The 25,294-nt window shown below is 60.8% G+C and carries 26 protein-coding genes; 10 read left to right on the plus strand and 16 right to left on the minus strand.

Going from position 1 to position 25,294, the window contains the following annotated elements; translation table 11 throughout:
* Nucleotides 1–3: 3 nt before the first annotated feature.
* From KYT97_RS13925 to KYT97_RS13940, 4 genes are all read right to left on the minus strand, one after another.
* Nucleotides 4–858 (minus strand): ABC transporter permease, encoded by an 855-nt coding sequence (locus KYT97_RS13925; protein WP_033231770.1) that lies wholly within the window; start codon nucleotides 856–858, stop codon nucleotides 4–6.
* Complete coding sequence (locus KYT97_RS13930; protein ID WP_033231771.1) at nucleotides 859–1,719, minus strand: MlaE family ABC transporter permease; 861 nt, start codon at nucleotides 1,717–1,719, stop codon at nucleotides 859–861.
* A 927-nt stretch (nucleotides 1,720–2,646) separates the two neighbouring features.
* A complete protein-coding gene (locus KYT97_RS13935) occupies nucleotides 2,647–3,807 on the minus strand; it encodes a thiolase C-terminal domain-containing protein (protein WP_033231772.1) in 1,161 nt (386 codons plus the stop codon).
* Nucleotides 3,804–4,997 carry an OB-fold domain-containing protein gene (locus tag KYT97_RS13940; protein ID WP_033231773.1) on the minus strand — a complete coding sequence of 398 codons (1,194 nt, stop codon included), beginning with the start codon at nucleotides 4,995–4,997 and terminating at the stop codon, nucleotides 3,804–3,806. Before KYT97_RS13940 ends, KYT97_RS13935 begins: the two co-directional genes overlap by 4 nt.
* A 319-nt stretch (nucleotides 4,998–5,316) precedes the next feature.
* Between KYT97_RS13940 and KYT97_RS13945 the strand changes: the two genes are divergently transcribed.
* From KYT97_RS13945 to KYT97_RS13985, 9 genes are all read left to right on the plus strand, one after another.
* Nucleotides 5,317–6,120 (plus strand): TauD/TfdA dioxygenase family protein, encoded by an 804-nt coding sequence (locus KYT97_RS13945; protein ID WP_080711616.1) that lies wholly within the window; start codon nucleotides 5,317–5,319, stop codon nucleotides 6,118–6,120.
* 23 nt (nucleotides 6,121–6,143) lie between these two features.
* On the plus strand, nucleotides 6,144–6,863 hold the full coding sequence (locus KYT97_RS13950) for an SDR family NAD(P)-dependent oxidoreductase (RefSeq protein ID WP_230590010.1): 720 nt from the start codon (nucleotides 6,144–6,146) through the stop codon (nucleotides 6,861–6,863).
* Between the two features lie 82 nt (nucleotides 6,864–6,945).
* The gene (locus tag KYT97_RS13955; RefSeq protein WP_033231775.1) at nucleotides 6,946–7,806 is read left to right on the plus strand and encodes a mycofactocin-coupled SDR family oxidoreductase; all 861 of its coding nucleotides are present in this window, start codon (nucleotides 6,946–6,948) and stop codon (nucleotides 7,804–7,806) included.
* 83 nt (nucleotides 7,807–7,889) lie between these two features.
* Complete coding sequence (locus tag KYT97_RS13960; RefSeq protein WP_219112626.1) at nucleotides 7,890–8,855, plus strand: alpha/beta hydrolase; 966 nt, start codon at nucleotides 7,890–7,892, stop codon at nucleotides 8,853–8,855.
* A 4-nt stretch (nucleotides 8,856–8,859) separates the two neighbouring features.
* Complete coding sequence (locus KYT97_RS13965) at nucleotides 8,860–9,363, plus strand: DoxX family protein (RefSeq protein ID WP_033231776.1); 504 nt, start codon at nucleotides 8,860–8,862, stop codon at nucleotides 9,361–9,363.
* A gap of 20 nt (nucleotides 9,364–9,383) precedes the next feature.
* Nucleotides 9,384–10,202 carry an NAD(P)-dependent oxidoreductase gene (locus KYT97_RS13970; protein WP_045064732.1) on the plus strand — a complete coding sequence of 273 codons (819 nt, stop codon included), beginning with the start codon at nucleotides 9,384–9,386 and terminating at the stop codon, nucleotides 10,200–10,202.
* Complete coding sequence (locus KYT97_RS13975) at nucleotides 10,199–11,005, plus strand: NAD(P)-dependent oxidoreductase (RefSeq protein WP_033231778.1); 807 nt, start codon at nucleotides 10,199–10,201, stop codon at nucleotides 11,003–11,005. Before KYT97_RS13970 ends, KYT97_RS13975 begins: the two co-directional genes overlap by 4 nt.
* A gap of 80 nt (nucleotides 11,006–11,085) precedes the next feature.
* A complete protein-coding gene (locus KYT97_RS13980) occupies nucleotides 11,086–11,847 on the plus strand; it encodes a GntR family transcriptional regulator (RefSeq protein WP_162487724.1) in 762 nt (253 codons plus the stop codon).
* A 121-nt stretch (nucleotides 11,848–11,968) separates the two neighbouring features.
* Nucleotides 11,969–13,342 (plus strand): HNH endonuclease signature motif containing protein, encoded by a 1,374-nt coding sequence (locus KYT97_RS13985; protein WP_219112628.1) that lies wholly within the window; start codon nucleotides 11,969–11,971, stop codon nucleotides 13,340–13,342.
* Nucleotides 13,343–13,473: 131 nt separating this feature from the next.
* Here the strand turns inward: KYT97_RS13985 and KYT97_RS13990 are convergent, their stop codons facing one another.
* The 8 genes from KYT97_RS13990 to KYT97_RS14025 all read right to left on the minus strand — a co-directional run bounded on the left by KYT97_RS13990 (nucleotide 13,474) and on the right by KYT97_RS14025 (nucleotide 21,783).
* On the minus strand, nucleotides 13,474–14,316 hold the full coding sequence (locus KYT97_RS13990; protein WP_245006124.1) for a TauD/TfdA dioxygenase family protein: 843 nt from the start codon (nucleotides 14,314–14,316) through the stop codon (nucleotides 13,474–13,476).
* Nucleotides 14,317–14,476: 160 nt separating this feature from the next.
* Nucleotides 14,477–15,103: a TetR/AcrR family transcriptional regulator gene (locus KYT97_RS13995; RefSeq protein ID WP_219112632.1), complete on the minus strand. Its 627-nt coding sequence runs from the start codon at nucleotides 15,101–15,103 to the stop codon at nucleotides 14,477–14,479.
* Between the two features lie 108 nt (nucleotides 15,104–15,211).
* Nucleotides 15,212–16,126: an NAD(P)-dependent oxidoreductase gene (locus KYT97_RS14000; RefSeq protein WP_033231781.1), complete on the minus strand. Its 915-nt coding sequence runs from the start codon at nucleotides 16,124–16,126 to the stop codon at nucleotides 15,212–15,214.
* Complete coding sequence (locus KYT97_RS14005; protein ID WP_245006125.1) at nucleotides 16,123–16,554, minus strand: carboxymuconolactone decarboxylase family protein; 432 nt, start codon at nucleotides 16,552–16,554, stop codon at nucleotides 16,123–16,125. The genes KYT97_RS14000 and KYT97_RS14005 overlap by 4 nt, the downstream gene beginning before the upstream one ends.
* Entirely contained in the window at nucleotides 16,551–17,996 is a 1,446-nt protein-coding gene (locus KYT97_RS14010; protein ID WP_245006126.1) for an aldehyde dehydrogenase family protein, read from the minus strand. The genes KYT97_RS14005 and KYT97_RS14010 overlap by 4 nt, the downstream gene beginning before the upstream one ends.
* Nucleotides 17,997–18,084: 88 nt before the next feature.
* A complete protein-coding gene (locus KYT97_RS14015) occupies nucleotides 18,085–19,068 on the minus strand; it encodes an aldo/keto reductase (protein ID WP_245006127.1) in 984 nt (327 codons plus the stop codon).
* Nucleotides 19,061–20,473, minus strand: coding sequence for an acyl-CoA reductase (locus KYT97_RS14020; protein WP_219112634.1), 1,413 nt, complete (start codon nucleotides 20,471–20,473; stop codon nucleotides 19,061–19,063). The genes KYT97_RS14015 and KYT97_RS14020 overlap by 8 nt, the downstream gene beginning before the upstream one ends.
* Nucleotides 20,474–20,484: 11 nt before the next feature.
* Nucleotides 20,485–21,783 (minus strand): hypothetical protein, encoded by a 1,299-nt coding sequence (locus tag KYT97_RS14025; protein WP_116103648.1) that lies wholly within the window; start codon nucleotides 21,781–21,783, stop codon nucleotides 20,485–20,487.
* 93 nt (nucleotides 21,784–21,876) lie between these two features.
* On the opposite strand from KYT97_RS14025, the gene KYT97_RS14030 reads away from it, so the two are divergent.
* Nucleotides 21,877–22,542: a TetR/AcrR family transcriptional regulator gene (locus tag KYT97_RS14030; RefSeq protein WP_033231872.1), complete on the plus strand. Its 666-nt coding sequence runs from the start codon at nucleotides 21,877–21,879 to the stop codon at nucleotides 22,540–22,542.
* Between the two features lie 6 nt (nucleotides 22,543–22,548).
* On the opposite strand, the gene KYT97_RS14035 is transcribed toward KYT97_RS14030, so the two are convergent.
* The 4 genes from KYT97_RS14035 to KYT97_RS14050 form a co-directional block, all read right to left on the minus strand.
* Nucleotides 22,549–23,193: a TetR/AcrR family transcriptional regulator gene (locus KYT97_RS14035; protein WP_051730290.1), complete on the minus strand. Its 645-nt coding sequence runs from the start codon at nucleotides 23,191–23,193 to the stop codon at nucleotides 22,549–22,551.
* 17 nt (nucleotides 23,194–23,210) lie between these two features.
* Nucleotides 23,211–24,056: an SDR family oxidoreductase gene (locus KYT97_RS14040; RefSeq protein WP_092803305.1), complete on the minus strand. Its 846-nt coding sequence runs from the start codon at nucleotides 24,054–24,056 to the stop codon at nucleotides 23,211–23,213.
* Nucleotides 24,053–24,535 (minus strand): VOC family protein, encoded by a 483-nt coding sequence (locus tag KYT97_RS14045; RefSeq protein WP_116103651.1) that lies wholly within the window; start codon nucleotides 24,533–24,535, stop codon nucleotides 24,053–24,055. The genes KYT97_RS14040 and KYT97_RS14045 overlap by 4 nt, the downstream gene beginning before the upstream one ends.
* A 259-nt stretch (nucleotides 24,536–24,794) precedes the next feature.
* Entirely contained in the window at nucleotides 24,795–25,262 is a 468-nt protein-coding gene (locus KYT97_RS14050) for a hypothetical protein (protein ID WP_307718099.1), read from the minus strand.
* Between the last annotated feature and the right edge of the window lie 32 nt (nucleotides 25,263–25,294).

The following is a 25,294-nucleotide window of genomic DNA, read 5'->3' on the forward strand; positions in this document are numbered from 1 at the left end:
CAGCTACCCACCGAGCCTTGCCCCGGACCCGATGCCCCAGAACGCTACTGTCAGTAGCAGATTGACGACAATCATCGCGGAGATGCTGGCGCGCATCGCTCGGCCGGCGGCAGTCCCTACCCCTTGTGGGCCACCGGACGCGAAGAAACCGTAGTAGCACTGAATGGTAGAGGTAATAATCACGAAGACAACAGCTTTCACCAACGAGTAACCGATGTCCGTCGCGCTGAGAACCAGGCGGAAGTAGTGCTCGTAGGTACCTGTCGACACCCCACCCGACAGCCCGATGACTACCTTCACCGCAACGTAGTTCAAGGCGAGGCAGAGTAGATACAGCGGCACCACCGCAACCACGGATGCCATTAGCCTCGTTGTCACGAGATACGGGATAGGACGGATCGCCAGCGCTTCCATCGCGTCGATCTCCTCCGAGATCCGCATCGCACCCAGTTGCGCTGTGAAGCGGCATCCTGCTTGCGCGGCAAAAGCCAACGACGCCATGATGGGTGCCAGTTCCCTCGTTGTTGCGGTCGACGCGATCATCCCGGTCGCCGGCTCCAAACCGAGCAGATGCAACGCGTTGTAGCCTTCGATTCCCACGATCGCCCCCGCCGCGGCACCCAGAACGATGATCACACCCGCCGTTCCGCCGCCAACTACGATCGAACCGTTGCCCCATGTGACATCGGCAAGAATCCGCAGAAATTCCTTCCGGTAATGCCTCAAGGTCCAGGGAACTGCGGCCAGTGCCCGGCCCAGAAAGGTGACCATGTGACCCAGACGCATGACAACTGTTGCCTGCGCCGAGACCACCTTGACCGCTGACCTCATACCCGGCGGGTAATACCGCGATGCCATCTAGAAACCCGTCCGCGGGAACATCAACACGTACAACTGTGTCAGGACCACGTTCACGACCATGAGGAGCAAGATCGAAGCCACCACTGTGGCATTGACCGAGTTGGCAACGCCGGCGGGTCCACCGCGAGTGGTAAGTCCCTTGTGGCAGGCGACGATTGCCACGATCGCGCCGTAGAGCACTGCCTTGATCATCGTCAGGAAGAAATCACCGACGGTGGCAAAGGATGCAAATGTCGACACGAAACTGCCGGGAGTGCCGTTCTGGACAAAGGTGTTGAACAGGTAGCCGGAAAAGAATCCCACAAAACAGACGAGCCCCGTCAGTGCAACACCAACCGTAATCGCCGCTACAAGCCTGGGCACCACAAGCCTGCGGATCACCGAAATCCCCATGACCTCCAACGCATCGATCTCGTCGCGGATCTTGCGAGATCCGAGGTCAGCGCATATCGCCGATCCCGCTGCCGATGCCATGAGTAATGCAGCGACCATCGGAGCGCCCTGTCTGATCACCGCGAGGCCACTGGCAGCGCCCGCCAGGGATGTCGCACCGACCTGTCCGGCGAGCAAGCCGAATTGAATCGACAATGTCACGCCGATCGGTATAGCGACAAACAGAGTCGGAACGGCGGATGCCGACGCCATGAAGGCCGTCTGACGCACGAACTCCGCTACTGGAAAGCGGAATGTCGCGATGTCGATCACCAAGTACTGGATCGCACGAAGCCCGAGAACGCATTGTCCACCAACCGTTTCCAGTGCGGCAACGGGATGCCGTCGCGTATACCCGTGCATCCAACTCGTGATTTCACTTGATGCAGAACGCTTCTGGCCAAAACTTCGATCTGGGATCTCCATGGATCTTCCACTTTCCGTTCGCCCACAAGTTCAGTCCGCCGCCGCATACGAGAGTGGGCACGCATTGCGTCGAACCTGCCGTCACCGCTACCGAGTGATCTTCCACCTTCCGAACTGAGCATTGCCCCCGAAAGATGATGACCACCTGTGCGGATCTCAGCTTTCACACTAAAATGCTGAGCACCTTCTTAGCACGAGTTGCCGAATGAGGTCAAGATCACAGTGCGTACCGAACCTTCGTCGCCGAGTGCGCATTACAGTATTTCCCCCGTCGAACACACTGAAACACCGACTCTCACAAGGCGAATCGACACCAGGAGCGCGACCCCACCTCGATCACTGCAATGAATCAGTGTCTATTGCAAGGCAATCGGTAAAATCGGCGCCCGCCGCCGGCCCAGCAAAAATTCCGTCACGTCACCCACGGACACTGCTACCCCCTCGAGAAATGCGCGGAACGGAGATCAACCCACCCGGGCTCGGCTTGCAACGGCAAACCCTGCCGCAGTAAATCTGGCTGAGCGGCACCTGGCTGAGCGATCATAAAACTAGACACTATTGCGCAAAGTGTCAAGGAAAATGGTTCTGCGCAGGTCCGCACGTCGATGAATGCCCACGTCACCGGAATCGAGTACCCAGGAAGGAAGAAACACACAGACGATTATCGAGATCTTCGGCGCCACTGGTGAAAACGCCCGACACGGGCCACGACAACAAGACCAGCCGCCTGGCGTGTGAACACAGGCGGCTACGGCAAATCTCGAGCTATCGACACAGTCGATCAGCTTTCAGTTGCACTGCAAAAGAGCACCATTGACGACGCGCTCACACACCATGTCGGTGATTCGCGCGTCGCCTTCTGGGCAGCAGTGAGTGAGCGTCGCTCGACGCTCGCCCACTGCCTGAAGTTCTCGGTACTTATTACTGTCAGACGTTCGGCCCCTCCAAAATGGTCACTGCTGCAACGGCTGTCGGTCCACCGACGTTGTGTGCCAAACCGATCCGGGCACCGTCAACTTGATTGACGGCATCACCGCGTAGCTGTTCGAACAACTCGACGCACTGCGCGACACCCGTTGCTCCCGGCGGGTGCCCCTTGGCGATCAGACCTCCACTCGGATTCACCGGAATGGAGCCGCCGATTCCGGTAGCTCCCGATTCGATGAGTTTGAACCCCTCGAACCGGTCGGCGAAGCCGAGATCCTCGTAACTGATCAACTCGATGCCGGTGAAGAAGTCGTGTACCTCTGCGACATCCACGTCGGAAGGGGTCATGCCGGCCATCGAAAAGGCTTGCTTCGCAGCGCGAACCGTGGCGGGGAACGACGTCATGTCACGCTTGTGCTGGTGCATGACGGAATCCAGGCCCAAGCCGACGCCGCGGATCCAGACCGGACGATCGGTGTATCTCTCCACGACGTCTTCTGCCGCCAGCACCAACGCTGCCGCGCCGTCGCTCTGCGGTGCGCAATCGTAGGCACTGAACGGCGTCACGATGGTCGGTGCGTTCAGAGCTTCCTCGATGGTGATCTCGAACCGCTTGCAGGCCTTCGGGTTATTGACGCCGTGAAGATGATTCTTGACGGCCACCATGGCCATATGCTCCCGGGTGGCAGGAGATTCGTGCAGGTAGCGACGCACGTGCAAGGCGAAGCCGGCCGGAGCCACCAGACCGAGCGGGTAATCCCACGCCATGTCGCGGGCCATAGCTTCCCACTCCCACAGCATGTCTTTGGACGCACTCTCGCGGAGTTTGTCCGCTCCTACGACCACTGCGACGTCGAAGGCACCGGACGCGATTCCGAACAGCGCGTTGCGCACGGCATCATGGCCTGTTGCACAGGAGTTTTCGATGCGTGTTACGGGGATGTCGGCCAGGCCGAGAGTGTCCGCGAGAATGCCGGACGGAAAGCCGTCTGGAGTTCCCATCGCACCGAACCAGGCCGCCTGCAGATCGGACTTGTCCAAGCCCTTGTCGATACTGGCGGCGCATTCGGAGAACGCCATGGGCAACAGGTCTTTGATACCCAGGGTGAAATGCTCGGCAAAGGGTGTCATCCCCGCGCCGACTATCGCCACGTTTCTCATACCGCCTCCTGCTCGATCAGAAATGCTGTTTCCGGTTCGAATGCGTATCCGTAGTCCGGCACCCCGGAGCGGATCGCCACCCGGCGTAGAACCATCCGGCCACGATCGCCGAGATCAACAGTTCCCGGTTCGACGCCGGTCACCTTTACGAGCGCTCGAACGTCGACGTCGTCGAGTTCCACGATCACCAAGGAGTAGGGAGTCTTCAGTCCGGGAACCGGAACATGCACGGTTACTTCGGTATACACCGACCCGGTACGTGGTAGTGGCACAAACGTGTAGTCCGTCTGCAGCGTGCCGTCGTTGTCGACCCGATAGCGAGGGGGAAAGTCCAGGTCGTCGCTGTCCTCGTATTTTCCCGCTTCCCACCGGACTTTTGCGTCGAAGGCACGCTCGTAGGCTGCCAGCGAAATCGGAATATCGGCGCCCGGCACGAACTGGCCTTCCACTTTGGGACGCGGCGCGGGCTCCCGGCGGTGTACCTCAGCAGTGCCGTCCGCGACCCGGACTCCCGAGAGGCTGGCCTGCTCGACACCGACGAGCGATCCGGTGCTTCCCGAATCGACCATGGCAGCAAGGGCAAACAGACCCGAACTCGCGCCGAGTGTCGGTAGCCGAACCGGCTCTGCCGCGCACAACGTCGTGGCCTGCTTGTGCTCGACACCGGCTACCGCAACCGGTGCATCCACCCACGCAGCTGACAGCGATGCCACAAATCCGCGTTCCTTGAGCAACCGCGGATCGCCGTAATCATGTACAACGCCAATGGAGTTACGAGTACGCACCGGAAGGCTGCGCGACACCCGAGCAGCGGTGCGGACTCGCAGTCCGTGGTCCGACGTCAGTACGGCGGCTGCCCCTGCCGGTTCAAGGTCGACGCCGATGATCAGTGTCCGCGGCCGAGCATTACTGACGGCATCGAGCGTTGCGGGTGCGCCGCCGAGGCGCTCGACCACCTCCAGCTCTGGATCGAGTCCGAGTCCGGCCAGCAGAACCGCGGCATTACTACTTTCCAGCAGCGGCAGATCCCGGCTCACCAGAATGACGTGTTCTACGGAGGTGCTGGTGCTACACGCCGCTCTGCCGGCCTCGACCGCGAGAGTAATCGCGTCCTCGTCGTCACCCGGCACGCGGGAATCCGACGTTCCCCAGCACGGTAGGTACGTCCCTATCGAAGCGATGTATGACATGCCAGTCTCCCCGTAATCGTGAAAATCGCTCAGAACTTCAAGCGAGAGCAGGTACGCGGTAAATCAGGAGGTCACTCCTGATATCCATCGAGTGCATCTCGCCTCCCTCTGATTTGAATACGTCATTCTCACAAATGAGAATACTGCATTCTCGCTCCGGGAATTGTAGCAATCAGACAGACTCTCGCATAGCCCCACAGGAACGAACCGCGTTCCCCGATCGCCGGACTTCCACCCGAGTGATCTGCCCTTCTTCGACTCTTGCGGGCATCATGAAGGCGAGAGTATGGTTCTCATAAATTGAAGGGAGATTCTTCTGATGGAGACTAAGGCGCTCAGCCCGGCATTGGGCGTAGAGGTCATCGGTATCGACAGCTTGGACGACGAGGCTGTAGTTGCGAGATGCCTGGAGGCATTGAAGTGGCGCGGGGTGCTGCTCATCCGCGGTTTGCACCTCGACGACGAGGCTCAGGTCGCATTCAGCCGCAAGCTCGGACCGGTATTGGCCCCCGCGGGCAAGGAAATTTTCAAGGTCACGCTCGACCCGGCCAAGAACCCGTCGGCCGAATACCTTCGGGGCACGTTCAATTGGCACATCGACGACACCACCAACGACGTGCCGGCCAAGGCGACAATGCTGACGGCACGGCACGTGGCCATGACTGGCGGTGGCACCGAATTCGCCAGCACCTACGCGGCTTACGAGAACCTGCCGGAGCAGGAACGTAAGCGTTACGACGATCTTCGCGTCGTACACAGCTTCGAAGCTGCGCAGCGACTTATCGAGCCGAACCCCACGGACGAGCAACTTGCATCCTGGCGCCGTCTGCCCACCCATGAATCATCCTTGGTCTGGGAACACCGCGACGGACGCAAGTCACTCGTCCTCGGCGCAACGGCTGACCACGTCGTCGGAATGCAGCCCGACGAAAGCCGGGCGCTCCTCGACGAACTGCTCGCATGGACCACTCAGGAGCGCTTCTCCTACAGCCATACGTGGGAAGTCGACGACGTAGTCATCTGGGACAACACCGGAATGCTGCACCGCGCACTTCCCTACGACCCCAAGTCGGAGCGAACGATGCACCGCACCACCATCCTCGGCAATGAGCCGTGGGCATGAGCGAATCCGCGAACGGAGAAAACGTGAGTACTCAGATCACGCGAACTGCAGTTGTCACCGGTGGCAGTTCGGGTATCGGCCGCGCTGTCGCAGAACGCCTGCGCGCCGACGGTTACAACGTTGCCACGATCGACCTCACACCCTCGGACGAAAAGTATTCGTACACAGCTAATGTCACGGACCGCGCGCGGTTGGACGAGGTTCTGGCGGAGATCCGCACCGAGTTGGGTCCCGTCACCATTCTGGTGAACGCAGCCGGCCTCGACGGATTCCAGCGATTCACGAAACTGTCGTTCGACGATTGGAAGCGCGTCCTCGACGTCAACCTCGACGGCGTATTCCACTGCTGCCAGGCGGCGCTCCCCGACATGCTCGAAGCCGGCTGGGGACGCATCGTCAATATTTCGTCGTCCAGCGCGCATTCCGGGCAGCCGTTCATGACTCACTACGTCGCATCCAAGTCCGCGGTCAACGGACTCACCAAGTCCTTGGCGCTGGAACTCGGTCCCGAAGGAATCACCGTCAACGCCGTGCCACCGGGATTCATCGACACCCCGATGCTGCGTACGGCCGAAGGCAAGCGTCTCCTGGGCGGCACCGTCGAAGACCACATTGCCAAGACACCGGTTCGGCGCGTCGGCCGACCGGAAGACATCGCCGCAGCCTGCGCGTTCCTCATCTCCGAAGAGGCCGGCTACATCACCGGTCAGATCCTCGGCGTCAACGGCGGCCGCAACACCTAAGTCCTTCCGCTGCACGCGTGGCAAATAACACTGTTGCGCAACCAGTTTGAACAACCCAACACATCAAACGAAGGGATTCACCATGGGACGCGTTGAAGGCAAGGTTGCGTTCATCACCGGCGCAGCACGAGGTCAGGGCCGAAGCCATGCGGTTCGTTTGGCCGAAGAGGGCGCCGACATCATCGCCGTCGACATCTGCGCCGACTTCGATTCCATCACCTACCCGATGGCCACTCCTGAGGATCTCGAGGAGACCGCTCGTCTCGTCGAGAAGCACGGTCGCCGCATCGTCACTGCCAAGGCCGACGTCCGTAAGGTCGACGAACTGCGTGCGGCACTAGAGCGCGGCGTTGCCGAGTTGGGTCACCTCGACATCGTTGTCGCGCAGGCAGGCGTCGCCGGAATGCGCGGCGAACCGGATATCGCGGCCTGGTCCGACACCGTCGACACCAACCTCGTCGGCACCATCAATGCCATCCAGGCAGCGCTGCCCTACCTGGGCAAGGGCGCCTCGATCATCGCCACCGGTTCGACGGCGTCCATGATCGACACCAGCAAGGTCGATGTACCAGGTAAGGACCTCGGCGGAGTTGCCTACGTGTTCTCCAAGCGTGCACTCTCCCACTACGTACACGAGCTGGCGACGCACCTCGCACCTCGCGGAATTCGCGCAAACGTTGTGCACCCCACCAACTGCAACACCGACATGCTGCACAACGAATCGATGTACAAGTCATTCCGCCCCGACCTCGAGAACCCGGGCCGTGAAGACGCTGTGCTGTCCTTTCCGGTTCAGCAGGCAATGCAGATCCCGTGGGTCGAGCCCGAGGACATCAGCGAAACCGTCCTCTTCCTCGCGTCGGAGCAAGCTCGTTACGTCACCGGCATGCAGATGCGCGTCGACGGCGGCGGCTACCTGAAGTCGTACGACTACCACATCTGATTCGAGACTTCGCCTTCACGAAACGCATTCGTGAAGGCGAAGTTTCAATGCTCACCCTGCTCGCTATTTTTCAGGACGGATACATGAGCACCACGAATACCGTAGTAGCCAGTTCGGCTGGCACGACCGCTTCAGGCCCCGTTCCCGTACACCGGATCGTCGATGTCGACGGTATTCCCATGTCCGCGTTGCTGATCGAGGTTCCAGAACCGCGCGCGGTCATTCTCGCTGTGCATGGCGGAGCAACAAACTCTGCGTACTTCGACTGCCCCGGGCACCCCCGCCTGTCGCTGTTGCACACCGCAGCAGCCCTCGGATTCACCGTGCTGGCGCTCGACCGGCCGGGTTACGGCAGCTCGAATCCCCATGCGACCGAATTGGTCGATCCCGATGTTCGCGTCGACGTAACGTATGCGGCGCTCGAGCGTCACCTCGAGGGAATCGACCGCGGCGCAGGAATATTCGTATTGGCTCACTCCATCGGCTGCGAATTGGCCACCAGGTTGGCCGCGGACGATCGCGGAGACGCCTTCCTCGGAATCGAACTCTCCGGCACCGGCCGAGAGCAACAGCCCCTTGCCCAGGAAATCCTGGGCGTCACCGCCCGCAACGCCGATCCGATCGCCGTGCGCGAGTTGCTGTGGCAGCCGAGTCGGCTGTACCCGGAAGAACTGTTCGGCGGTCTTCCGATCGCATCCCGGACACCGAAGTACGAAGGTGACGTGGTGCGAAGTTGGCCCTGCGAGAACTTTCCGAATCTTGCTGCACGCGTGAATATTCCCGTCCATTTCACTGCAGGCGAATACGAGCACGTGTGGCGTAACGATCCCGAGGCGTTGCTCACCGTCGCCGAGTTGTTCACCGCTGCGCCGAGAGTAGTCGTGGACAAGCAGTTCGACGGTGGACACAACCTCAGCCTTGGCTACACCGCGACTGCATATCACCTCCGCGCCTTGGCGTTTGTCGAGGAATGCATCGCCGGCCGATCCGAATTCGCAGACCTGACAACAGACGACAGCACGGCCGCGCACGCGAGCCACGGAAGGTGACCCCATGAATTCCGCAGATGTTGCACTTCTACTGATCCGATTGGCCGTGGGCTCGACCATGATTGCTCACGGAGTCAATCACTGGGTCGGCGGCGGAAAGATCGAGGGCACGGCTCGCTGGTTCAGCGGACTGGGACTACGCAACGGCACATTCCAGGCCTGGATGAGCGTGGTCACCGAAGTCGGTGCCGGTGTCTTGCTGATCGTCGGATTCCTGAATCCGTTTGCCTGTGCGGCCGTCATCTCGGTCATGCTGGTTGCCGGGATACTGGCACACCGCCCCAACGGATTCTTCATCTTTCGTGACGGCTACGAGTATGTGATGGTGCTCGCGCTTGTAGCGCTCGCCGCAGCCATGCTCGGGCCAGGCAGCATATCGCTCGACGGCGCACTGAACATCGAACTCTCCGGGTGGGCAGGTGGCGGTATCGCCCTCGGAGTGGGCGCGGTCGGCACCGCCGTACTTCTCGGCTTGTTCTGGCGGCCACAGCTACAGGAGGTTTCATGATCACTCTAGGAGGACCCGCGATGCACGTAGGATTCATCGGACTCGGTAGCCAAGGCGCGCCGATGGCACGGCGAATCGTCCACTCCGGCTACGAAACCACGCTGTGGGCACGACGTCCCGAAGCCCGCGTTCCCTTTGCCGACACCGCAGCCAAGTTCGCCGAATCTGCGGCGGAACTAGGCGCGGCAAGCGATCTCGTGTGCATCTGCGTCGGCAGCGACGCCGATGTTCTCGACGTTGTCACGGGTGAGGACGGCGTCCTCGCGGGCATGAAGCCAGGTGGAATCATTGCCGTGCACAGCACGGTTCACCCGGATACCTGTCGCGAACTCGGGGAAATAGCGGCTACTCGAGGAATCTCCGTCGTTGACGCTCCCGTCAGTGGCGGTGGCATCGCCGCAACCGAGGGCCGCCTTCTGGTGATGGTGGGCGGCAGCGACGAAGACTTCGAACGCGTCCGTCCCGTATTCTCGATGTACGCGAATCCTGTTGTTCACCTTGGACCTTTGGGGTCCGGTCAGATCACGAAGCTGCTCAACAATCTCCTCTTCACGGCAAATTTGGCTACAGCCGCGAACACGCTTGCGCTCGGCCAGTCGCTCGGTGTTGATCCCAACCGCCTCGGAGACGTGATCTCACACGGCACGGCAAACAGCTTCGCGCTGAGCCGGATCGTCTCTGCCGGTGGAACGCTCGAGCGTATCGCCCAGCACGCGGGCACATTGCTGCAGAAGGACGTCGGGCTGATTGCAGATCTCGCGACAACAGCCCAAGCACCCACCGGAGTCGTCCTGACCGCAGCTGACGCCACCCTCGAACTCATGGATCACCGCCGATGACACGCGTCGGGTTCATCGGCGCCGGGCGGATGGGCGGACCGATGGTCAGCCGTCTCGTCGAAGCCGGTCACGAGGTTCGCGGGCTTGCACGCTCCGCCGCAACAAAAACTGCGCTGGAAGCCTCCGGTGCGCAGGCCGTGTCCACCTTCGCAGAGGTCGGCGGCGATACCGACCTCGTGATCATCTGCGTTTTCACGGACGAGCAGGTTCGCGAGATATGTCTCGGCAGCGACTTGCTCGCGTCGATGCCTCGCGGATCCACCCTGGTGTTGCATACAACGGGAAGCCCGCGCACAGCTGAAGCCGTAACCGAGCACGCAGCACAGTTTGGTGTCGCAGTCGTGGACTCACCGGTCAGCGGTGGACCGCACGATATCGCCGCAGGTAGGTTGACCCTCTTTGTCGGCGGCGATGCCAACACCCTGGCACGCATCCAGCCGACCCTGGAAAGCTACGCAGATCCAGTTCTCTATGTCGGCCCCACTGGCAACGGACAGCGGGTCAAGCTAGTCAACAATGCTCTGTTCGCCGCTCAGATCGGCCTTCTCACCGAAGCTGTCGCACTGGGAACACAACTCGGCATCGACGAGGGCGATCTGCTCGCGGCCCTGCCATACGGCAGTTCCAACAGCCGTGCACTGACCAGTGTTTCAGCCAAGGGCTCAGTGTCCGCATTCGCAGATTCGGTCGGAGATTTCCTGAGCAAGGACGTGGGCGTCGTCCGAAAGATCGTCACCGAGCTGGACGGCAATCTCGGACTGCTCGACGACGCAGTCAACGCCGCTCTACCGAATCGCGTCTGACTCACGCCGGTTCTTCCGAATGGGATAGCGTTGCCGATGACACTATCGGCAGTCAATCGACCATGATCTGGGAGAACAAGATGGGCGGGTCAGTCCTGTCGGGCAGTACCGATCTACCGGGGTACCGGCGCCTGGCTCTGACGCTCGCCGAAGCGGTCGCTGCCGGCAGGTACGACAAGGACACTCCGCTGCCCACCGATACCGAACTGATGACCGAGTACAGCCTCGGACGACAAACGGTGCGGCGAGCGTTTCAGGAGCTTGTGGCGGACGGACTGGTATATCGCGTCCGCGGTCGGGGAACATTTCCGACGGATCAGCCCAGCACCGGCCGCTCCGTCCGCTCCACCGATTCGATCGAACAACTCGAGGAGTGGCCGGGCACCGAGATGGAAGTCATCTCGCCTCTCGAGCTCAAACGCGACCGTGTCCACGCCGAGAAGCTCGAACTCGACAGTCTTGTTGTGGCGCAGTTGAAGGTTCGGCGATGGATCGACAACCAGCCGTATGCGGTCAACACGATCATTCTTCCGCCCGACGTCGCCGAAACACTGATATCGGAGAACCTGATCCCGACAGTCCGTACTCCCGGGACCATCCTTGCCTCGGTCGGTAGCGTCGCGGGTCCTGTTGCCGGAGCTGAAGAAACTGTCACCGCGATTCTCGTATCCGACGACATCGCCGAAATTCTGCACACCCCGCCGGGCAGACCCGCCCTGCACATCGAGCGGGTCTACCGGAACGGCAATGGAGTTCCGGTCGAGATCTCGTTGACGGTGCATGCGTCGGAACGGTACGAGCATCGACTCTCGATTCAGCGCGCCGGTCGTCACGGCTCCTGAAACCACTTCGGCTTTGGTCAAAGATTCTGGCTACAAATATCATTCGGCCGAAATGTGCCCGAAATGTCTCTTGATTCGAATGTCTGTTCGACTATAATTGGGTCAGGGTGGGGAGGCCTTGATGACTACGGTGAGCGATTTTGTTTCGGTGGAGGATGTTGTAGCCGGTCCGGCTGCGGGTGTGCGCGGCAGGTTGTGGCGGCTACGACCGGCCGAGGTTCGAGACGTTGCAGTCTGTGTATCGGCGGAAATTCTTCGGTTGGAAGCGATTCGGGTTGCCGCAGTCGACGAGTTGTCACTCAATCCGGACGAGCAGGTGCTCTGCTACCGCGGTGTGGGGCGCTGGTTGGCGGCGAACACGATGCTGCAGAACGCGGCGGGTAACAAGATCGCCGCTCTCGGTGCCGCGCTGCGAGGGTTTCCGGACATTAATGCTCAATTCGAGGCGGGTGACCTCTCGTTCGATCATGCGGCGATAATCGTGGCATTCTGCGAATCGCCACCAAAAGGTATGCCTGAGAACGCGTTACCGTCCTGCATGGCAACCCTTCTCGCTGCCGCGTCGGGTGTCGAGGCGACCACCATCAAACTGCGGTATGCGATTGCGGTTCTCGAGCGGATATTCGAATCCGACGACACCCCACCCGGTGAGGACGACGACCTCAATGTCTTGCGGATTTCGCCGACGTTGAACGGTCGGGTCGCGATCAAGGGCGATTTCGACGCGTTGACCGGCGAAATGTTGTTGTCGGCTCTCTCGGGTCTGTCGATGCCGAAACCGGCTGCCGACGGAACCCCGGATCAGCGGTCGGCAGCCAAACGAACCGCCGACGCCTTCACCGAACTGATCCGTCGGTACCTCGACAATGCCATGACCGGTGTTGACGGTGGTCAGCGTCCGCACGTGAACGTGCACATCACCGCGAAAGACCTTGCCGAGCATCGGGAATGCGCCACCACGCGCAGCGATACCGCATCAGGTAGCGATGCCGAGTTCTACGGCAGTGCATTCGATGACGACGAGCCTGATTTCGAAGATCTTGACGTCGGATACATGCCCTGGATGGGACCACTCAGCGTTAGCCTCACCCGGATGCTCGCCTGCGATTGCATGCTCTCGACCGTGTCGATGGACGGCAATGGCGCACCGTTGGATGCGACTCCACATAAGCGTCTCGTCACAGCAGAACAACGAACGGCGCTGATCGCCCGGGACAAAGGTTGCGCCTTCCCGAACTGCGATGCGGTACCCGCCTGGTGCGACGCCCACCACATAAATCCGTGGTCAACCGGAGGCTTGACGGTGATGGACAACCTCGCCCTCCTCTGCCGGAATCATCACCGATTGATCCACAGCACCAGTGGGTTCCGCGGCATCTGGGAAATCAAAATGGGCGATGATCACAAACCATGGTTCATCCCACCAGTTGCGATCGACCCGAAACAACGACCCCGCCGCTCCACCACCCGCCAAGGACCAGTCCACCGAGACTGAACCCGACTCTGCCAGAACCATATACGGCGTGCAAGCTTCGCATCACCAGTCAAGACGATGCGAAGCCCACACGCATGTCATAGTCGCAAATAGTGTTCACGGACTCGGCCAATCCTCAACCACCACAGACCCTAACCACGACAGACAGATTCCTCCCCCGCCAAGGTCGTGCGGTGCATGAGACGCTGAGACGAGGGCTCGAACTCCGTCGCTCGATGCAGCATTCCGGTGTTGTCCCAGATGACCAGGTCACCTTTGCGCCACACCTGGCGCAATACGTATTCGGGGCGTGTGGACCACTCGAGCAGTCGATCCAACAACGCACGACTTCGCTCGATCGGCCAACCTACAACTTCGGACGCGGTAGCGCCCAGCAACAGCGACTTCCGTCCATTCTTTCTGGTCCATACCAACGGATGAACCTGCGCTGGTACCCGTGCCCAGGCTCGCCTGGTTGCTTCGTCGGGATCCGGGTTCGCCAGCGACTGTGCATGCCCAAACGTGTGCACAACCTCGAGAGACTCGAACTCGGCCTTCTCCTCGTCGCTCAAGCCGTCATAGGCCGCGTACGTACTGGCGAACTCGGTGTCGCCCCCGGCTGGATCGACCTCACGAGCGCTCAGGAGCGTCGCCTGCTGCGGAATGACTTGTGTGGCACCGTCGATGTGCCAGTGGAAGTTTCCCGCTCGATACGACGCGAGAATTGCATTCGTCTTGGACGGATCCATGGTGATGGTCTGAATCTCCGGGAGGCGGTGCTCGCCGGTGGATTGGACTACGACGGTGCCCAGTGCACGACTGAGAGCCAACAGGGCGTCGTCGTCGATGTTGATCTCGCGGTACACCAGGACCCCATGCCGGTCCAGGAGTTGCCGAATCTCTCGGGCAGAATCCGACTTCATGAGATCGTCGGCAGTCAGACCTGTGACCTCCAGTCCGACGGTCGACGTGATGGGACGTATGGAAGCAGACAAGAAGAACTCCTCGATCGGCACGTTTCTCGAAAAATACTGGGAAGAGGTACTTTTGGCGCTCGGTAAGCAGTCTGAGGTCAAGCGAGCTCGCGCACTACAGGACAGTACCGCACTTGCTATACAGTCGTACCAATTTTCGAAAAAAGCCGCGATCCGTTTCTTACGTCCGCGGTCGCTTGGTGCGCGCAGTCTGCGTGATGCGAGGCTCCACCGAATCGATGTAGCCCTCGAGTGCTTCCACCACTTCGGCATGCGCAGTGTCGACGCCGATACCCGATTCCAGATTGAGGAACTTGGGAATCCCGGTGATCAGCAACACCATTGCGCCGAGAGACAGCCGGCCGTCCGGTCGAGCACCCGGCCCGAACTTGCGAGCCACGGCCTCCATCTGCAGTTGCCGGACCCGTTCGGTGACTTCGGCGATTTCAGCACGGATTGACTCACGGTGATTGCCGAGAGCCATGAACTCCGTCATCAGAGCACTTGTGGCTTCATCCCAGCTGTACTCCCACAACACATGCAGCGGATCTTCGGCTCGTTTCTGCAGCGCAGATTGCAGTACCGCGAGGTTGCGTTCGGTGTACCTCGCAATTGCGGCGCGGAAGATGTCGTCAAGAGTGGGAAAGTAATACTGGACCAGGCTCGCGGTCACACCGGCCTCTGCTGCCAAAGATCGATAGGTCACGCTGGCGTAGCCGGTGTCCAGCATCATCTTCTCGACACTGTCCAGCAGAACATCTCGCGTCTTCGACTTCTCGGCACCCACGCGCCGCGGCGATGAAGCCATGACCACCTCACTCCGCTGAATTCGAAACCCCGTTGGATTCGAATCATCTTCGCATCCGACGGGGTGTCGTGGAATGAGGGGTACGCGCCTCGCATCACCTACACGGAGCTAATCGTGAAGCGACACCTGCGCAAGCTCCTCGAGGTATCGCACAACCTCGGTTTGGTCTGCTCCTGGAGCCAAGCCGTCGACAGCGGTTTCCCAGATCTTGCCGAGCGTGTCGCCGAGAACAGTGGATACGTCCTGAGAACGAGCCAAATCCAAAGCGATTCCGATGTCCTTGCGCATCAGAGTTGCGGCGAATCCTGAGTCGAATGTTCCTGACAGAACAAACTTTTCGTACTTCGTCTCCGTTGCCTGGTTCCGGCCGCTACTGGCATTGATCACCGAAAGGAGCGTCGCCGGATCGATACCGAATTTGCGGCCCACCAACATGGCCTCCGCTGCGGCGACAAGACCGTTGGCTGCAAGAAGGTTGTTGAGTGCCTTTGCAGCGTGCCCCGACCCAACCGGACCGACGTGGATGATTGCCGTTCCGGTGGCACGCAGGAGCGGCAGAACCTCTGCGACCACATCGGCGTCACCGCCCGCCATCACGGCAAGATCCGCCTTCAGTGCACGTCCGACTCCGCCACTGACCGGGGCGTCGACAACTCGAACACCCTGCTCGGCGGCTATTCCAGCCAACTTCTGAGTGCGGTCCGGAATGCTCGACCCCATGTCCACGATGGTGCTACCTGCCTGCAGTTGCGACAGTAGTCCCCCCTCACCGAGAACCACGGCATCGACGATGTCACTGGTCGGCAGGACCAGCACCACCACGTCGCACTTCGCGAAGTCCGCGAAATCCGTTGTGCCCACAGCGCTCGGATGACTGTCGAGAAACCGTTGCTGCGACGCGGCATCGGCGTCACGGACGATCAAAGGTTGGCCGGAATTGACGAAGTTGCGGGCTATCGGGCCGCCCATCGCACCCAGTCCGACAAGACCGACACTTTTACCCGGCAACGGAATCACGCTCATGCCGAGACCTCCGCGGTGAGGGGGCCCAGTTCGGCAGTCAGGGTTTCCTGAACCACACGCATCGCCGCCATACCCATGGGCACTCCCACATAGGCGGTGGCGTGGATAACGGCCTCGGTGATCTCTGTGCGAGTCAGGCCGTTGCTCAGACCCACGCGAACGTGGACGGACAACTCATGGGGCTGGCTGAGGGCGATCAGAATTCCGAGATTGATCAGCGAACGACTCCGACGGTCCAGGCCTGGCCTTGTCCAGGCACCGCCCCACACGAACTCGCTCACGAACTTCTGCAACTCTTCGCCGTCAGTCCCGGCATTCCGGGTCATTGCCGCATCGACGTATTCGGCACCGAGGACTTCCTTACGCACTGCCAAACCGGCCTCGAAGACGGTCTGGTGAGCCAGATCGAGCGGGCTATCTTGTGTCACTGTGAATCTCCCTCGAATTTGATGGTCACGCACTTGACCTGGCTGTAGTGATGGAGTGCCTCCACACCTTTTTCGCGCCCGTAACCGCTGTTCTTCCACCCGCCGAACGGAGTCTGCACGGATCCGGTTGACCAGGTGTTGACGAACACCTGACCAACTCGGATCCGCTCACTGACCCGCAATGCCCGCGACACATTGCTGGTCCAAACACCGGCTACCAGTCCGTAATCCGAGTCGTTGGCCAGTTCGATCGCCTCGTCTTCGGTATCGAACGCGAGCACGAGAACCACGGGTCCGAATATCTCTTCGCGCGCGATCCGGGCCGAGTTGTCGACTCCGATGTACACCGTGGGATCGATGTAGAAGCCGCCGGTCTCCTGTGCCACCACAGAGACTGTTCCTCCGGTTACAGCCTGTGCACCTTCGGATTCCGCGATCTTGAAGTATTCCTGCACTCGTTCGAACTGCGCCCTGGTAATCAGTGGACCGATATCGCGCCCGGGACGCACCGCTGCGGCACCCGCAGCCAATTTCTGTACGACCTCGTCGTGGATCGATCGATGAACCAGGAGCCTTGTGCCGGCGGAACACACCTGGCCGGCATTGGCCGTGAAAGCGAGGAGAGAACCTGCGACGGCCTTCTCCACATCGGCGTCGGCAAAGATGATGTTGGCGGACTTTCCACCCAATTCCAGTGTGACCGGGATGATTCGGTCTGCAGCAATATGCCCGATAGCACGGCCGGTTCCCACGGAACCCGTAAATGCCACCTTGGACACATCCGGATGGGCTACCAAAGCAGCACCCGCATCCTGACCCGTACCGAGAACCACGTTGAAGACTCCGGACGGAAAACCCACCTCGGTCGCGAGTTGAGCCAACCGAACCGTCGACGCCGACGTGCTCTCCGACGGCTTGACCACCACCGTGTTGCCGGCAGCCAAAGCTGGTGCGCACGCCCTCGCTGCCTGGTTCAGTGGCACATTCCACGGCGTGATGACTCCGATTACTCCGAAAGCCTCACGGCGGGTGTACACATGCTGATCCGGTGCCACGTCGAGAGTGTCACCGGCCGGCATGCCGATCAACCCGCCGTAGAAATCGAAGTACGTCGCGGAGTTCTCGACTTCAGCCAGTGCAACGGCCTCCGGCTTACCGGTTTCACTGATCTCCAACCGGGCCAACTCCGCAGAATCGGCGCGCATGGCCCGGGCGAGGTCACCGAACAACCGCGCCCGAGCAAGCGCCGGTATCTGCTTCCATGCCGTTTCGGCAGCAGATGCGGCCTGAACCGCCAGGTCGACGTCGTCAGCATTGCCGCACGCGAGTTGCCTTGCCTCACATCCGGTTGCCGGGTCTGTGACAGCCATGTAGTCGGCACTGGTCGGCATCACCGCACTACCGGCGATCCAATGATCGAGCTTGTCCAACGCACTTCCCATCTACAAGATGACGTAATAAGCCGACTCTAATGTCGAGAATCTAACAAAGTGCCGACCCTTTGTCGATGCTTTTCAGAAATTGAAGCTGCTACAACTCCTGCGGCTCCAACACCGCGCGCCGCTCGTTCAGGAAATCGTGCGGATAGCCGAGTCGCACCCGCGATGCTGCGTCGAGACGCTCCTGCTGCCCTTCCTCGAGCATCACCTGCAGAGCGCCGAGGTTGTCTCGAAGCTGTTCCACCGTGCGCGCGCCGATCGACGGCATGAGCCCCCGACGTATGACCCACGCCAAGGCAACCTGCGCGGGGCTGACTCCCAGTTCGGCTGCAATGTCTTGGGCAACGGTTCGGGCCTCCCGACCGGCAGGCGAGAGGCGTTCGGGGTCTCCCTTTCCGGCAAGTAGGCCGCGAGCCAAAGGACTCCAGGCACACACGGCTAAATCCAATTCGCTCGCCATCGGAAGAAGCTCACGGTCGGGACTTCGTGCCACCAAGGAGTATTCGACCTGCATGGCGCAGTAGGCGCTCCAACCGCGCAACTCGGCGATTGCGTTCGAGCGGGCAACCACCCAGGCCGGAGTATTGGTGATACCGATCGCCAAGACCTTGCCACTGCGGACCAGATCGTCGAGTCCGCGGAGCGTCTCCTCGGCCGGCGTCTGCCGATCCCACGCATGCACCCACAACAAGTCGATGTAGTCGGTGCCGAGGCGTCGCAGACTCTCTTCGACACTGCGACGCAAGCTTTTCCGATGATTTCCACCGGAATTGGGATCACCCGGATGTGTCGGCAGCGTGTACTTGGTACTCACGACAACATCGTCGCGCTCGGAAGCGATCAGCCGCCCGAGAATCGTCTCGCTCGCACCGTTGGTGTAATTGTTGGCTGTGTCGATGAAATTACCGCCGGCACTGCGGAACTCCTTGTAGATATCCTGACAAATGGACTCGTCGGCTCCGAAGCCCCAGTCCGTTCCGAACGTCATGGCGCCCAGACACATTTCACTGACTCGCAGTCCGGATCTGCCGAGCACTCGCAGCGGCATGCCTGCACCACTCACGGCTTCAGGCATCGTCGTCCACTACCCAGTTGACGAATCGATGCAACGGGTACATGCCGTCGTGCGGGCTGCCCATACTGCCGGTCAACGCGCTACCGAGCTTCACCACACGCTGAACTCCTGCTGTTGCCAGGCGATCTCGTACCTCGGCCTTGCGGTGTGTCGGGTAAACACCCACGGTCTGTGTTGCCACCGTCGCGAAATGCGCCGCGTCGGTCATCGATGCAATGGGGACGACGTTGACCGTCTTGTTGGTCGGGTGGAAGTCCACCGGTTCCGGTGAGCGGACAACAAGACCACTGCCGTCGTAGCTGCCCCAGATGCGGTAGTCGGGCTCGAGGAATCGCATGCCCTCGACTTCTTCGCGAATATCGCGCGGCGTCTTGGGACCAACGGCCTCGGCAAAGTCGCGGTCGACTCCCAGACGCTCACACAGCAACGCACAGAAGCGATCCACCTGCTCGATGTCACCCTCGACGGCAATGTGACGCGCCGCGAGGCAGGCGTCCTGGTTGAAGATCGTGGCGTCGGACGCTGCCAGCTCCGCGACCTCGCGGAGAGTCTCTTCGGACTCGAAGGCTTCACGTCCGATGACGGACATCGAGACCTTGGGGTCGAAGGAGATCAGCTGGAAGCCGGGACCGGCGTACTTCGCGGCGTTCTCGATGGCAGGGCCACCACCCCACGCCACAAGCTTGTCGAAGTACTGGGAGCGGTAGAGCACGCTCTCGACCTTCTCGTCACCGCCGCGCCAGTACACGGCGGACATCGAGCGCAGGATCGGATGATCGGGTTCGATGTCGGACATGGTGCGCAGTACCGCCACGGTGGTGAACGGGTCAGCCGATGGCATCTTGAAGACGTTGACTGCCTTGACAAGCGCCGCGTCTGCGATCGACGTCATGGCGGCGCTCGGCGAGTTTCCGGCAAGCATGTGCACGAGGCGGGGTGGGAATGCCCGGACCCGGCTCACACGACCGTTGGGGTCGGTGCGCTCCACCCATCCGTCGAGGAGGTTGCGATCACCGAAGGTGCGGTCAAGACGGTATTCCAGCGCCTCCCGCGTCAGGAACTGGCCCGGCCGCGCGAAGGTGTTCTCGATGATTCTCCTGGGCAGCGCACTGACCTGAAGGGTCATCTCGAGGGATTCCTGCAGATACTCGTTGGTCTCGAGAGTGAGATGCTTTGCCGTCTCGACCAGGAAGTCGATGATGTCCGTGACCGGCACGTCGAATGCCGGTCCGGGTTCGGTGCGTGGCACGAACAATCTGTTCAGTTCCAGAGCAGGCGTGACAAACGGAACCCCGAAGTCCCGCGACAGATACTCGGTGTCCTCACCCCAGACGAGCTTGCCTCGGATGAAGTGGGGTACCCGAATTTTGGACTTGCTCGGTGCGAGTGTTGATGACGTAGTCATGAATGTTTCTCTCAGTCCTCGAGGAATCCGCGGACGTACGCGTCCGTGGTGCCGGCACAGGTGATCTTGTCGTCGTCTGCCAAATCGGAGTAGCGGGTGATGTCTGCGTCAACCGTGGGGCCGGTTCGGCCACAGGAGCAGTCACCGAGTTCGACCGAGATCTTGTCTCCGGTGATCGTTCCGCCCCAACGTCCGTCGACGGTGGTGTCGAAGAACGCGGCGCGGCCTTCCACCTTGCCGTCCGACTCGGGTGCAAGCGATTCGCCGTTCTTGTCGAGAACGAACAGAACCAGCTCCGAAGGAACGTGGTACCGACCCGACGCGCATTTCGGCAAACGAATATTCAGCTCTTGCATCGAGTAGTAATGAAAGAACCGGCTCGGATCTATATTCAGCATCCGGAAAATCTGGTTCTGGTAATCGGCCGGCAGCGACATGCCCTTCAGCCCGCCGCCCGCCGTCATCGCATTCTCCCCCGTGATGTCGCCTTCCTTCATTCCGAGTTCTCGCAGAATCTCGGTGAGGCGGAACAGGTTCGGGAACTGAGAATTGAAGAAGATCTTCTCGGTGCGGTGTTCGATGATCTGCTCGGCCCAATGGCGCAGGCGGCGTTCGTTTTCCGCCTGGCGCGCGGCGGCTGACGCCTCATGGGTAGCTAGCTCGTCCGGTGCCGCGGTCCCGTCTGCCATTGCCTTACGCATGGCAGACAGACGCGCCATATACGCATAGTGACCGCTTGCCTCCGCGCCCGACGGCCGCTCGATTCCGTCCGGTCGGCCGTACTCCTTGTAGATGAGATCACGTAGGGCGTTGTGTCCACTCAGACCCGTTTCCGGCCCGACCGGGATAACGTGCCACGAGTTGTCGCGATGAATCCCCAAGTCCGTCAGGCAGTCCAGCATGTTCTGCATGGACACTTCGCGATCCTGTACGGACTTGTTGAGGAAGGAACTCTTCCCGCTGGTCCCACTCGAACTCGACACCAGGTGCCCGACAGCTTCGAGGGCATCGATATACCCGTCGACGTCGACGACGTCCGACACGTCCACTCCCTCGACGCGATGCGCCGAAAGCGAATCGAGCCACCGATTAAGCTGCGCCCATTGACCTTTAGCGATCAACGATTCCGGGTAGCTCTTGTACGTGGTATGCGGAAACAGCAGAGGAATCATGTCCTCACGCCGTGCGATTTCGGTGATCCCCTCGTCGTCCGCCCGCTGCTTCAGTACCGGTACCTGCTGACGCAGTTCCTGGAATCGCGCGTCGAGTCGCTCGACAATCTCATCTCGCTGTGTGGTCGTCCCTGACATTGTGCCTCCAGTCGATGTTGCCCCCCGGAATTAACTTTACCCATGGGTTTAGTTTTCTGTCTATAGCTGAGTTCGACTGGCACACTGATGTTCATGACGTCGCACAGGTCCGAACCGGGCGCAGCCGGAGCACGCCGAAGCCGCGGGGGGCGCCCCACTCTCGAGCAAGCCACCGCACTGGATCACGCCATACGTGAAGGCGCCCTCGCCATGTTCCTCGAGCATGGATACGAGGGGACGTCGATGAATGCCATCGCTGCCGCGGCCGGCACTACCAAACCGACGCTGTACACACGATTCCCCACCAAGGAAGCAGTCTTCCGCTCGGTTCTCGGCTGGGCCGTCCAACGCACGGATTGGCCTGTGCCAGAACCACCTGCACCTGATCTCGACAATCTGGAAGTCGCGTTGACCACCATCGCGAGGACGGCACTGAGCCGCGCCCTGAACCCGTCCATGATCAAACTCGAACAGATCGCGATCACCTACGCTGAGCGCTTTCCGGACATCGCTCGTCGAACTCACGGCACGGGATTCTGGCCGCGCAAACAGTTGGTCACAGATCTACTCGTGCGGCATGCCGAGGCCGGCGAGATCGTCGCCGAGGAACCGGACGTACTCGCCGAACTCTTTCTCGGCATGGCGTCCGGCGGTCCGGCCCGCCTGGCCTCGTTCGGAATTGTGCATGACCCCGCAGATCAAGAACGGCATGTTCAGTCCGCGGTAGCACTGTTTCTTCGAAGTCTCAGACCTGATTGAGATCGACTAGGCGGGCGTTATTGTGCGTAAACAGAATTCGGTGATCCGGTCGATATCCGAATCGGTAGGCTGAATCCGCTGCCAGAGGTAGTCGGAAAGCTTTCCGACTGTCGCGTGTGCCGCCAATGTGGCATCGAACTCCGGTGCTGCGCTGCCCAGTTCCGCAAGGGGACCACGCAGCAGGGTCGCCAGTGGACCGCTCGCCGACGGTGGCCCCGAAACTGCGCCGACGCCCGTCCCACCCGCGTTCCAGAGCACCGCTCGGGTGGTGGCCGCCGAATCTTCGTCGGCCTGGGACAGGACACCTTCGACCCACCGCCGAATCTTCCCCTCTGGGGTGTTCTCCTTGTCCATCTGATGCGCAACGTACGTTGCCAAACGCTCGGAACCATCCTCCAAGATCGCCGAAACCAGTGCATCTTTCGACTTGAAGTGCCGATAGAAGACATCGTTGGACAGTCCCGCTTGTGCCACGATATCCGCGACGCGAGGGCGGGAGTTCGTTCCCAGTGACCTGATGACCACCAGCGCGGCGTCAAGCAATCGACGAACCTCGCTGGCGTACACAGCGCCTCGATCTGCCAAGGCCCGCGCAGCAATTCGGGTTGCCAGATCTTGTGTCGGCTCGGTGGTCGAACCACTCATGTCCATCGGAAGAAGATACCCCGTCACGAACGAGCCGCACTCAGTCCACCGCTGGTATGCACCGCGGCGCAGATTCCACCGTCGACGAGAATATCTGTTCCGTTGAGGAAGCTGGCGTCATCCGAGAGCAGGAACGACACGACTGCTGCTACTTCGTCAGCAGTACCGGTCCGGGCAAGAGGCGTCTGTGTGACCAGCGCACTCAGATGCGCGTTGTTCTCGGCTTCTTGTCGGCCTTGAGGGGTGTCGATCAATCCGGGTGACAGCGAGCAGACGCGTGCGCCGACGGCTCCCAATCGCACGGCCTCGTGTTTCACGAAACGCTGAACACCGTATTTCGCCCATGCATACGCGGCGCCGGTGTGTTCGATCGCGGGTCCGACCGCTTCGTAGATCTCGTCCAGAAAGTTTTCTCGCAGAGGGTCTTCCAGCGCTGCAGCGGTGGCAGCGTCCGGCTCGAGCGACGCCAGTGTCGGCGCCATGGATGCAAAACACACCATTGCCGTGCCAGCCGTGGCGAGCGGGCGCAACGCTTGCGCGAGCAAGGCGGTACCCACAAGATCGACAGAAAAGATTCTGCGCCAGTCGGCCATGGTCGGCGAGATTCCGGCGACATGTGCGACCGACCGCAAGGTTCCGAGTTCACGCACTCGATCGACTAGACGCGCAAGGCCAGCAGGGTCCGTGACATCGAGAACAAACGGTTCTACGACGGCGCGGCCGGTCCCGGAAAGTTCAGCTGCTGCCGCCGCCACGGTTTCCGGATCCATGTCGACCAGCAACAAACGGTCCACCGAGTCGGTCAGACGCCGCGCGCAGGCAAAACCCATGCCGCGTCCCGCGCCGGTCACAATTCCGACAGTAGTCATGACTTCGCACCAACTTCCGCTTCCCGCGCGACCGGTGTCGCCCAACACTGTTCGAGGCCGGTCTTCGCGGTTCTGCTCACGAGTTCGATCCGAAATCCCCAAGGACTACGCTGGAACGAGAAGAACGGTATGCCATCAGACCCGAGACGTGTTGCCTCGGTGACGTATCCGTGACGCGCCAGCTCTGCAGAATCTGCCGCGACGTCGTCGGACCAGTACCCGACATGATGAATGCCTTGCCCTCTACTTGCATCCCACAGAGTCGACTGCGGAACGGCGCGAACGATTTCCACGCGCGGCGCGGTCACCGAATACGCACATCGCAGATCAACTGTGGCATCGCCGCTCGGCAATGTGACGTTGATCGGGCCACCGACCTCAGGGCCCCATTCGTACCCGAACAGCGACGACAGTTCGTCCCTGGTCTGCTCGAACGTTTCGGTGACGATCCCGAGATGGAAGAGATCCTCGGCCTTCATTCCTCGATCACCTCGATCCGCGGCGCCTGTGACACCCGTGCGCCCAAAACACCCAGAACAAGATTCTTTGGCATGAGAAGAATATTCTCACCCGGACGCGCGGAATGCAAGGAAATCTCGCGATCCCCGCAAAACAACACGCGACCAATGCTTTCCACAACAATGCTCCGCCTGTTGATACACGTTCACGCGTATCAACAGCCGGAGCATGTGGCTTCTCGATCCTTCCCGCACCGGACTGTGCGCGGGAAGTAGTTCACTAACCGACTGACACGAGGTTCACTCCGTCTGCCGGACACTTGCCGAACAGACTGACCCCACGAAACATTTCGGTCGCACCGACGGGATCGGGCGAGCTGGATGCGGCCGCAAGTGCGTGGGACTTGAAAACCATTGCAGCGCGGCTTAACTGGTGCGAGCTCGGCCCGAAGTGATGAGCAAGATCGCTCGGGACCGTGTCACCCCACAACGTGACGTCGATAATGCCGCGATCGAGGGTATCGAGCAATCCTTCACGCACCATCGCATTGGACTCGAACAGATCACCCGCCAGAGCAATCGCCTGCGGGCGCGGCCCGTTGGGCGCGGCCATCACGGACTCCAAATCCAACGTGGTTGCCCCGAGAATCTGCAACGGCCGAGTGTTCTCGTGCTTTTCGACGATAACCGTGACGTCCCAGCCAGCCATTACCTGGTCGAACATCCACCCGCCTGCATGGCGCACCACGTCGGCAACGCTGGGCGCGAGGACTGCCAGAC

The organism is Rhodococcus globerulus (assembly GCF_019334125.1).
Taxonomy (GTDB): Bacteria; Actinomycetota; Actinomycetes; order Mycobacteriales; family Mycobacteriaceae; genus Rhodococcus_F; species Rhodococcus_F globerula.

Excerpts from the sequence above, each read along its gene's own strand:
- KYT97_RS14035 (WP_051730290.1), bottom strand. The coding sequence starts at position 23,193 with ATGGACATGAGTGGTTCGACCACCGAGCCGACACAAGATCTGGCAACC.
- KYT97_RS13945 (WP_080711616.1), top strand. The coding sequence starts at position 5,317 with ATGGAGACTAAGGCGCTCAGCCCGGCATTGGGCGTAGAGGTCATCGGT.
- KYT97_RS14020 (WP_219112634.1), bottom strand. The coding sequence starts at position 20,473 with ATGACTACGTCATCAACACTCGCACCGAGCAAGTCCAAAATTCGGGTA.
- KYT97_RS13980 (WP_162487724.1), top strand. The coding sequence starts at position 11,086 with ATGGGCGGGTCAGTCCTGTCGGGCAGTACCGATCTACCGGGGTACCGG.
- KYT97_RS14000 (WP_033231781.1), bottom strand. The coding sequence starts at position 16,126 with ATGAGCGTGATTCCGTTGCCGGGTAAAAGTGTCGGTCTTGTCGGACTG.
- KYT97_RS14040 (WP_092803305.1), bottom strand. The coding sequence starts at position 24,056 with ATGACTACTGTCGGAATTGTGACCGGCGCGGGACGCGGCATGGGTTTT.
- KYT97_RS13930 (WP_033231771.1), bottom strand. The coding sequence starts at position 1,719 with ATGGAGATCCCAGATCGAAGTTTTGGCCAGAAGCGTTCTGCATCAAGT.
- KYT97_RS14010 (WP_245006126.1), bottom strand. The coding sequence starts at position 17,996 with ATGGGAAGTGCGTTGGACAAGCTCGATCATTGGATCGCCGGTAGTGCG.
- KYT97_RS13975 (WP_033231778.1), top strand. The coding sequence starts at position 10,199 with ATGACACGCGTCGGGTTCATCGGCGCCGGGCGGATGGGCGGACCGATG.
- KYT97_RS13940 (WP_033231773.1), bottom strand. The coding sequence starts at position 4,997 with ATGTCATACATCGCTTCGATAGGGACGTACCTACCGTGCTGGGGAACG.
- KYT97_RS13965 (WP_033231776.1), top strand. The coding sequence starts at position 8,860 with ATGAATTCCGCAGATGTTGCACTTCTACTGATCCGATTGGCCGTGGGC.
- KYT97_RS13960 (WP_219112626.1), top strand. The coding sequence starts at position 7,890 with ATGAGCACCACGAATACCGTAGTAGCCAGTTCGGCTGGCACGACCGCT.
- KYT97_RS14030 (WP_033231872.1), top strand. The coding sequence starts at position 21,877 with ATGACGTCGCACAGGTCCGAACCGGGCGCAGCCGGAGCACGCCGAAGC.
- KYT97_RS14025 (WP_116103648.1), bottom strand. The coding sequence starts at position 21,783 with ATGTCAGGGACGACCACACAGCGAGATGAGATTGTCGAGCGACTCGAC.
- KYT97_RS13955 (WP_033231775.1), top strand. The coding sequence starts at position 6,946 with ATGGGACGCGTTGAAGGCAAGGTTGCGTTCATCACCGGCGCAGCACGA.
- KYT97_RS13925 (WP_033231770.1), bottom strand. The coding sequence starts at position 858 with ATGGCATCGCGGTATTACCCGCCGGGTATGAGGTCAGCGGTCAAGGTG.
- KYT97_RS13970 (WP_045064732.1), top strand. The coding sequence starts at position 9,384 with ATGCACGTAGGATTCATCGGACTCGGTAGCCAAGGCGCGCCGATGGCA.
- KYT97_RS14015 (WP_245006127.1), bottom strand. The coding sequence starts at position 19,068 with ATGCCTGAAGCCGTGAGTGGTGCAGGCATGCCGCTGCGAGTGCTCGGC.
- KYT97_RS14045 (WP_116103651.1), bottom strand. The coding sequence starts at position 24,535 with ATGAAGGCCGAGGATCTCTTCCATCTCGGGATCGTCACCGAAACGTTC.
- KYT97_RS13985 (WP_219112628.1), top strand. The coding sequence starts at position 11,969 with ATGACTACGGTGAGCGATTTTGTTTCGGTGGAGGATGTTGTAGCCGGT.
- KYT97_RS13995 (WP_219112632.1), bottom strand. The coding sequence starts at position 15,103 with ATGGCTTCATCGCCGCGGCGCGTGGGTGCCGAGAAGTCGAAGACGCGA.
- KYT97_RS13935 (WP_033231772.1), bottom strand. The coding sequence starts at position 3,807 with ATGAGAAACGTGGCGATAGTCGGCGCGGGGATGACACCCTTTGCCGAG.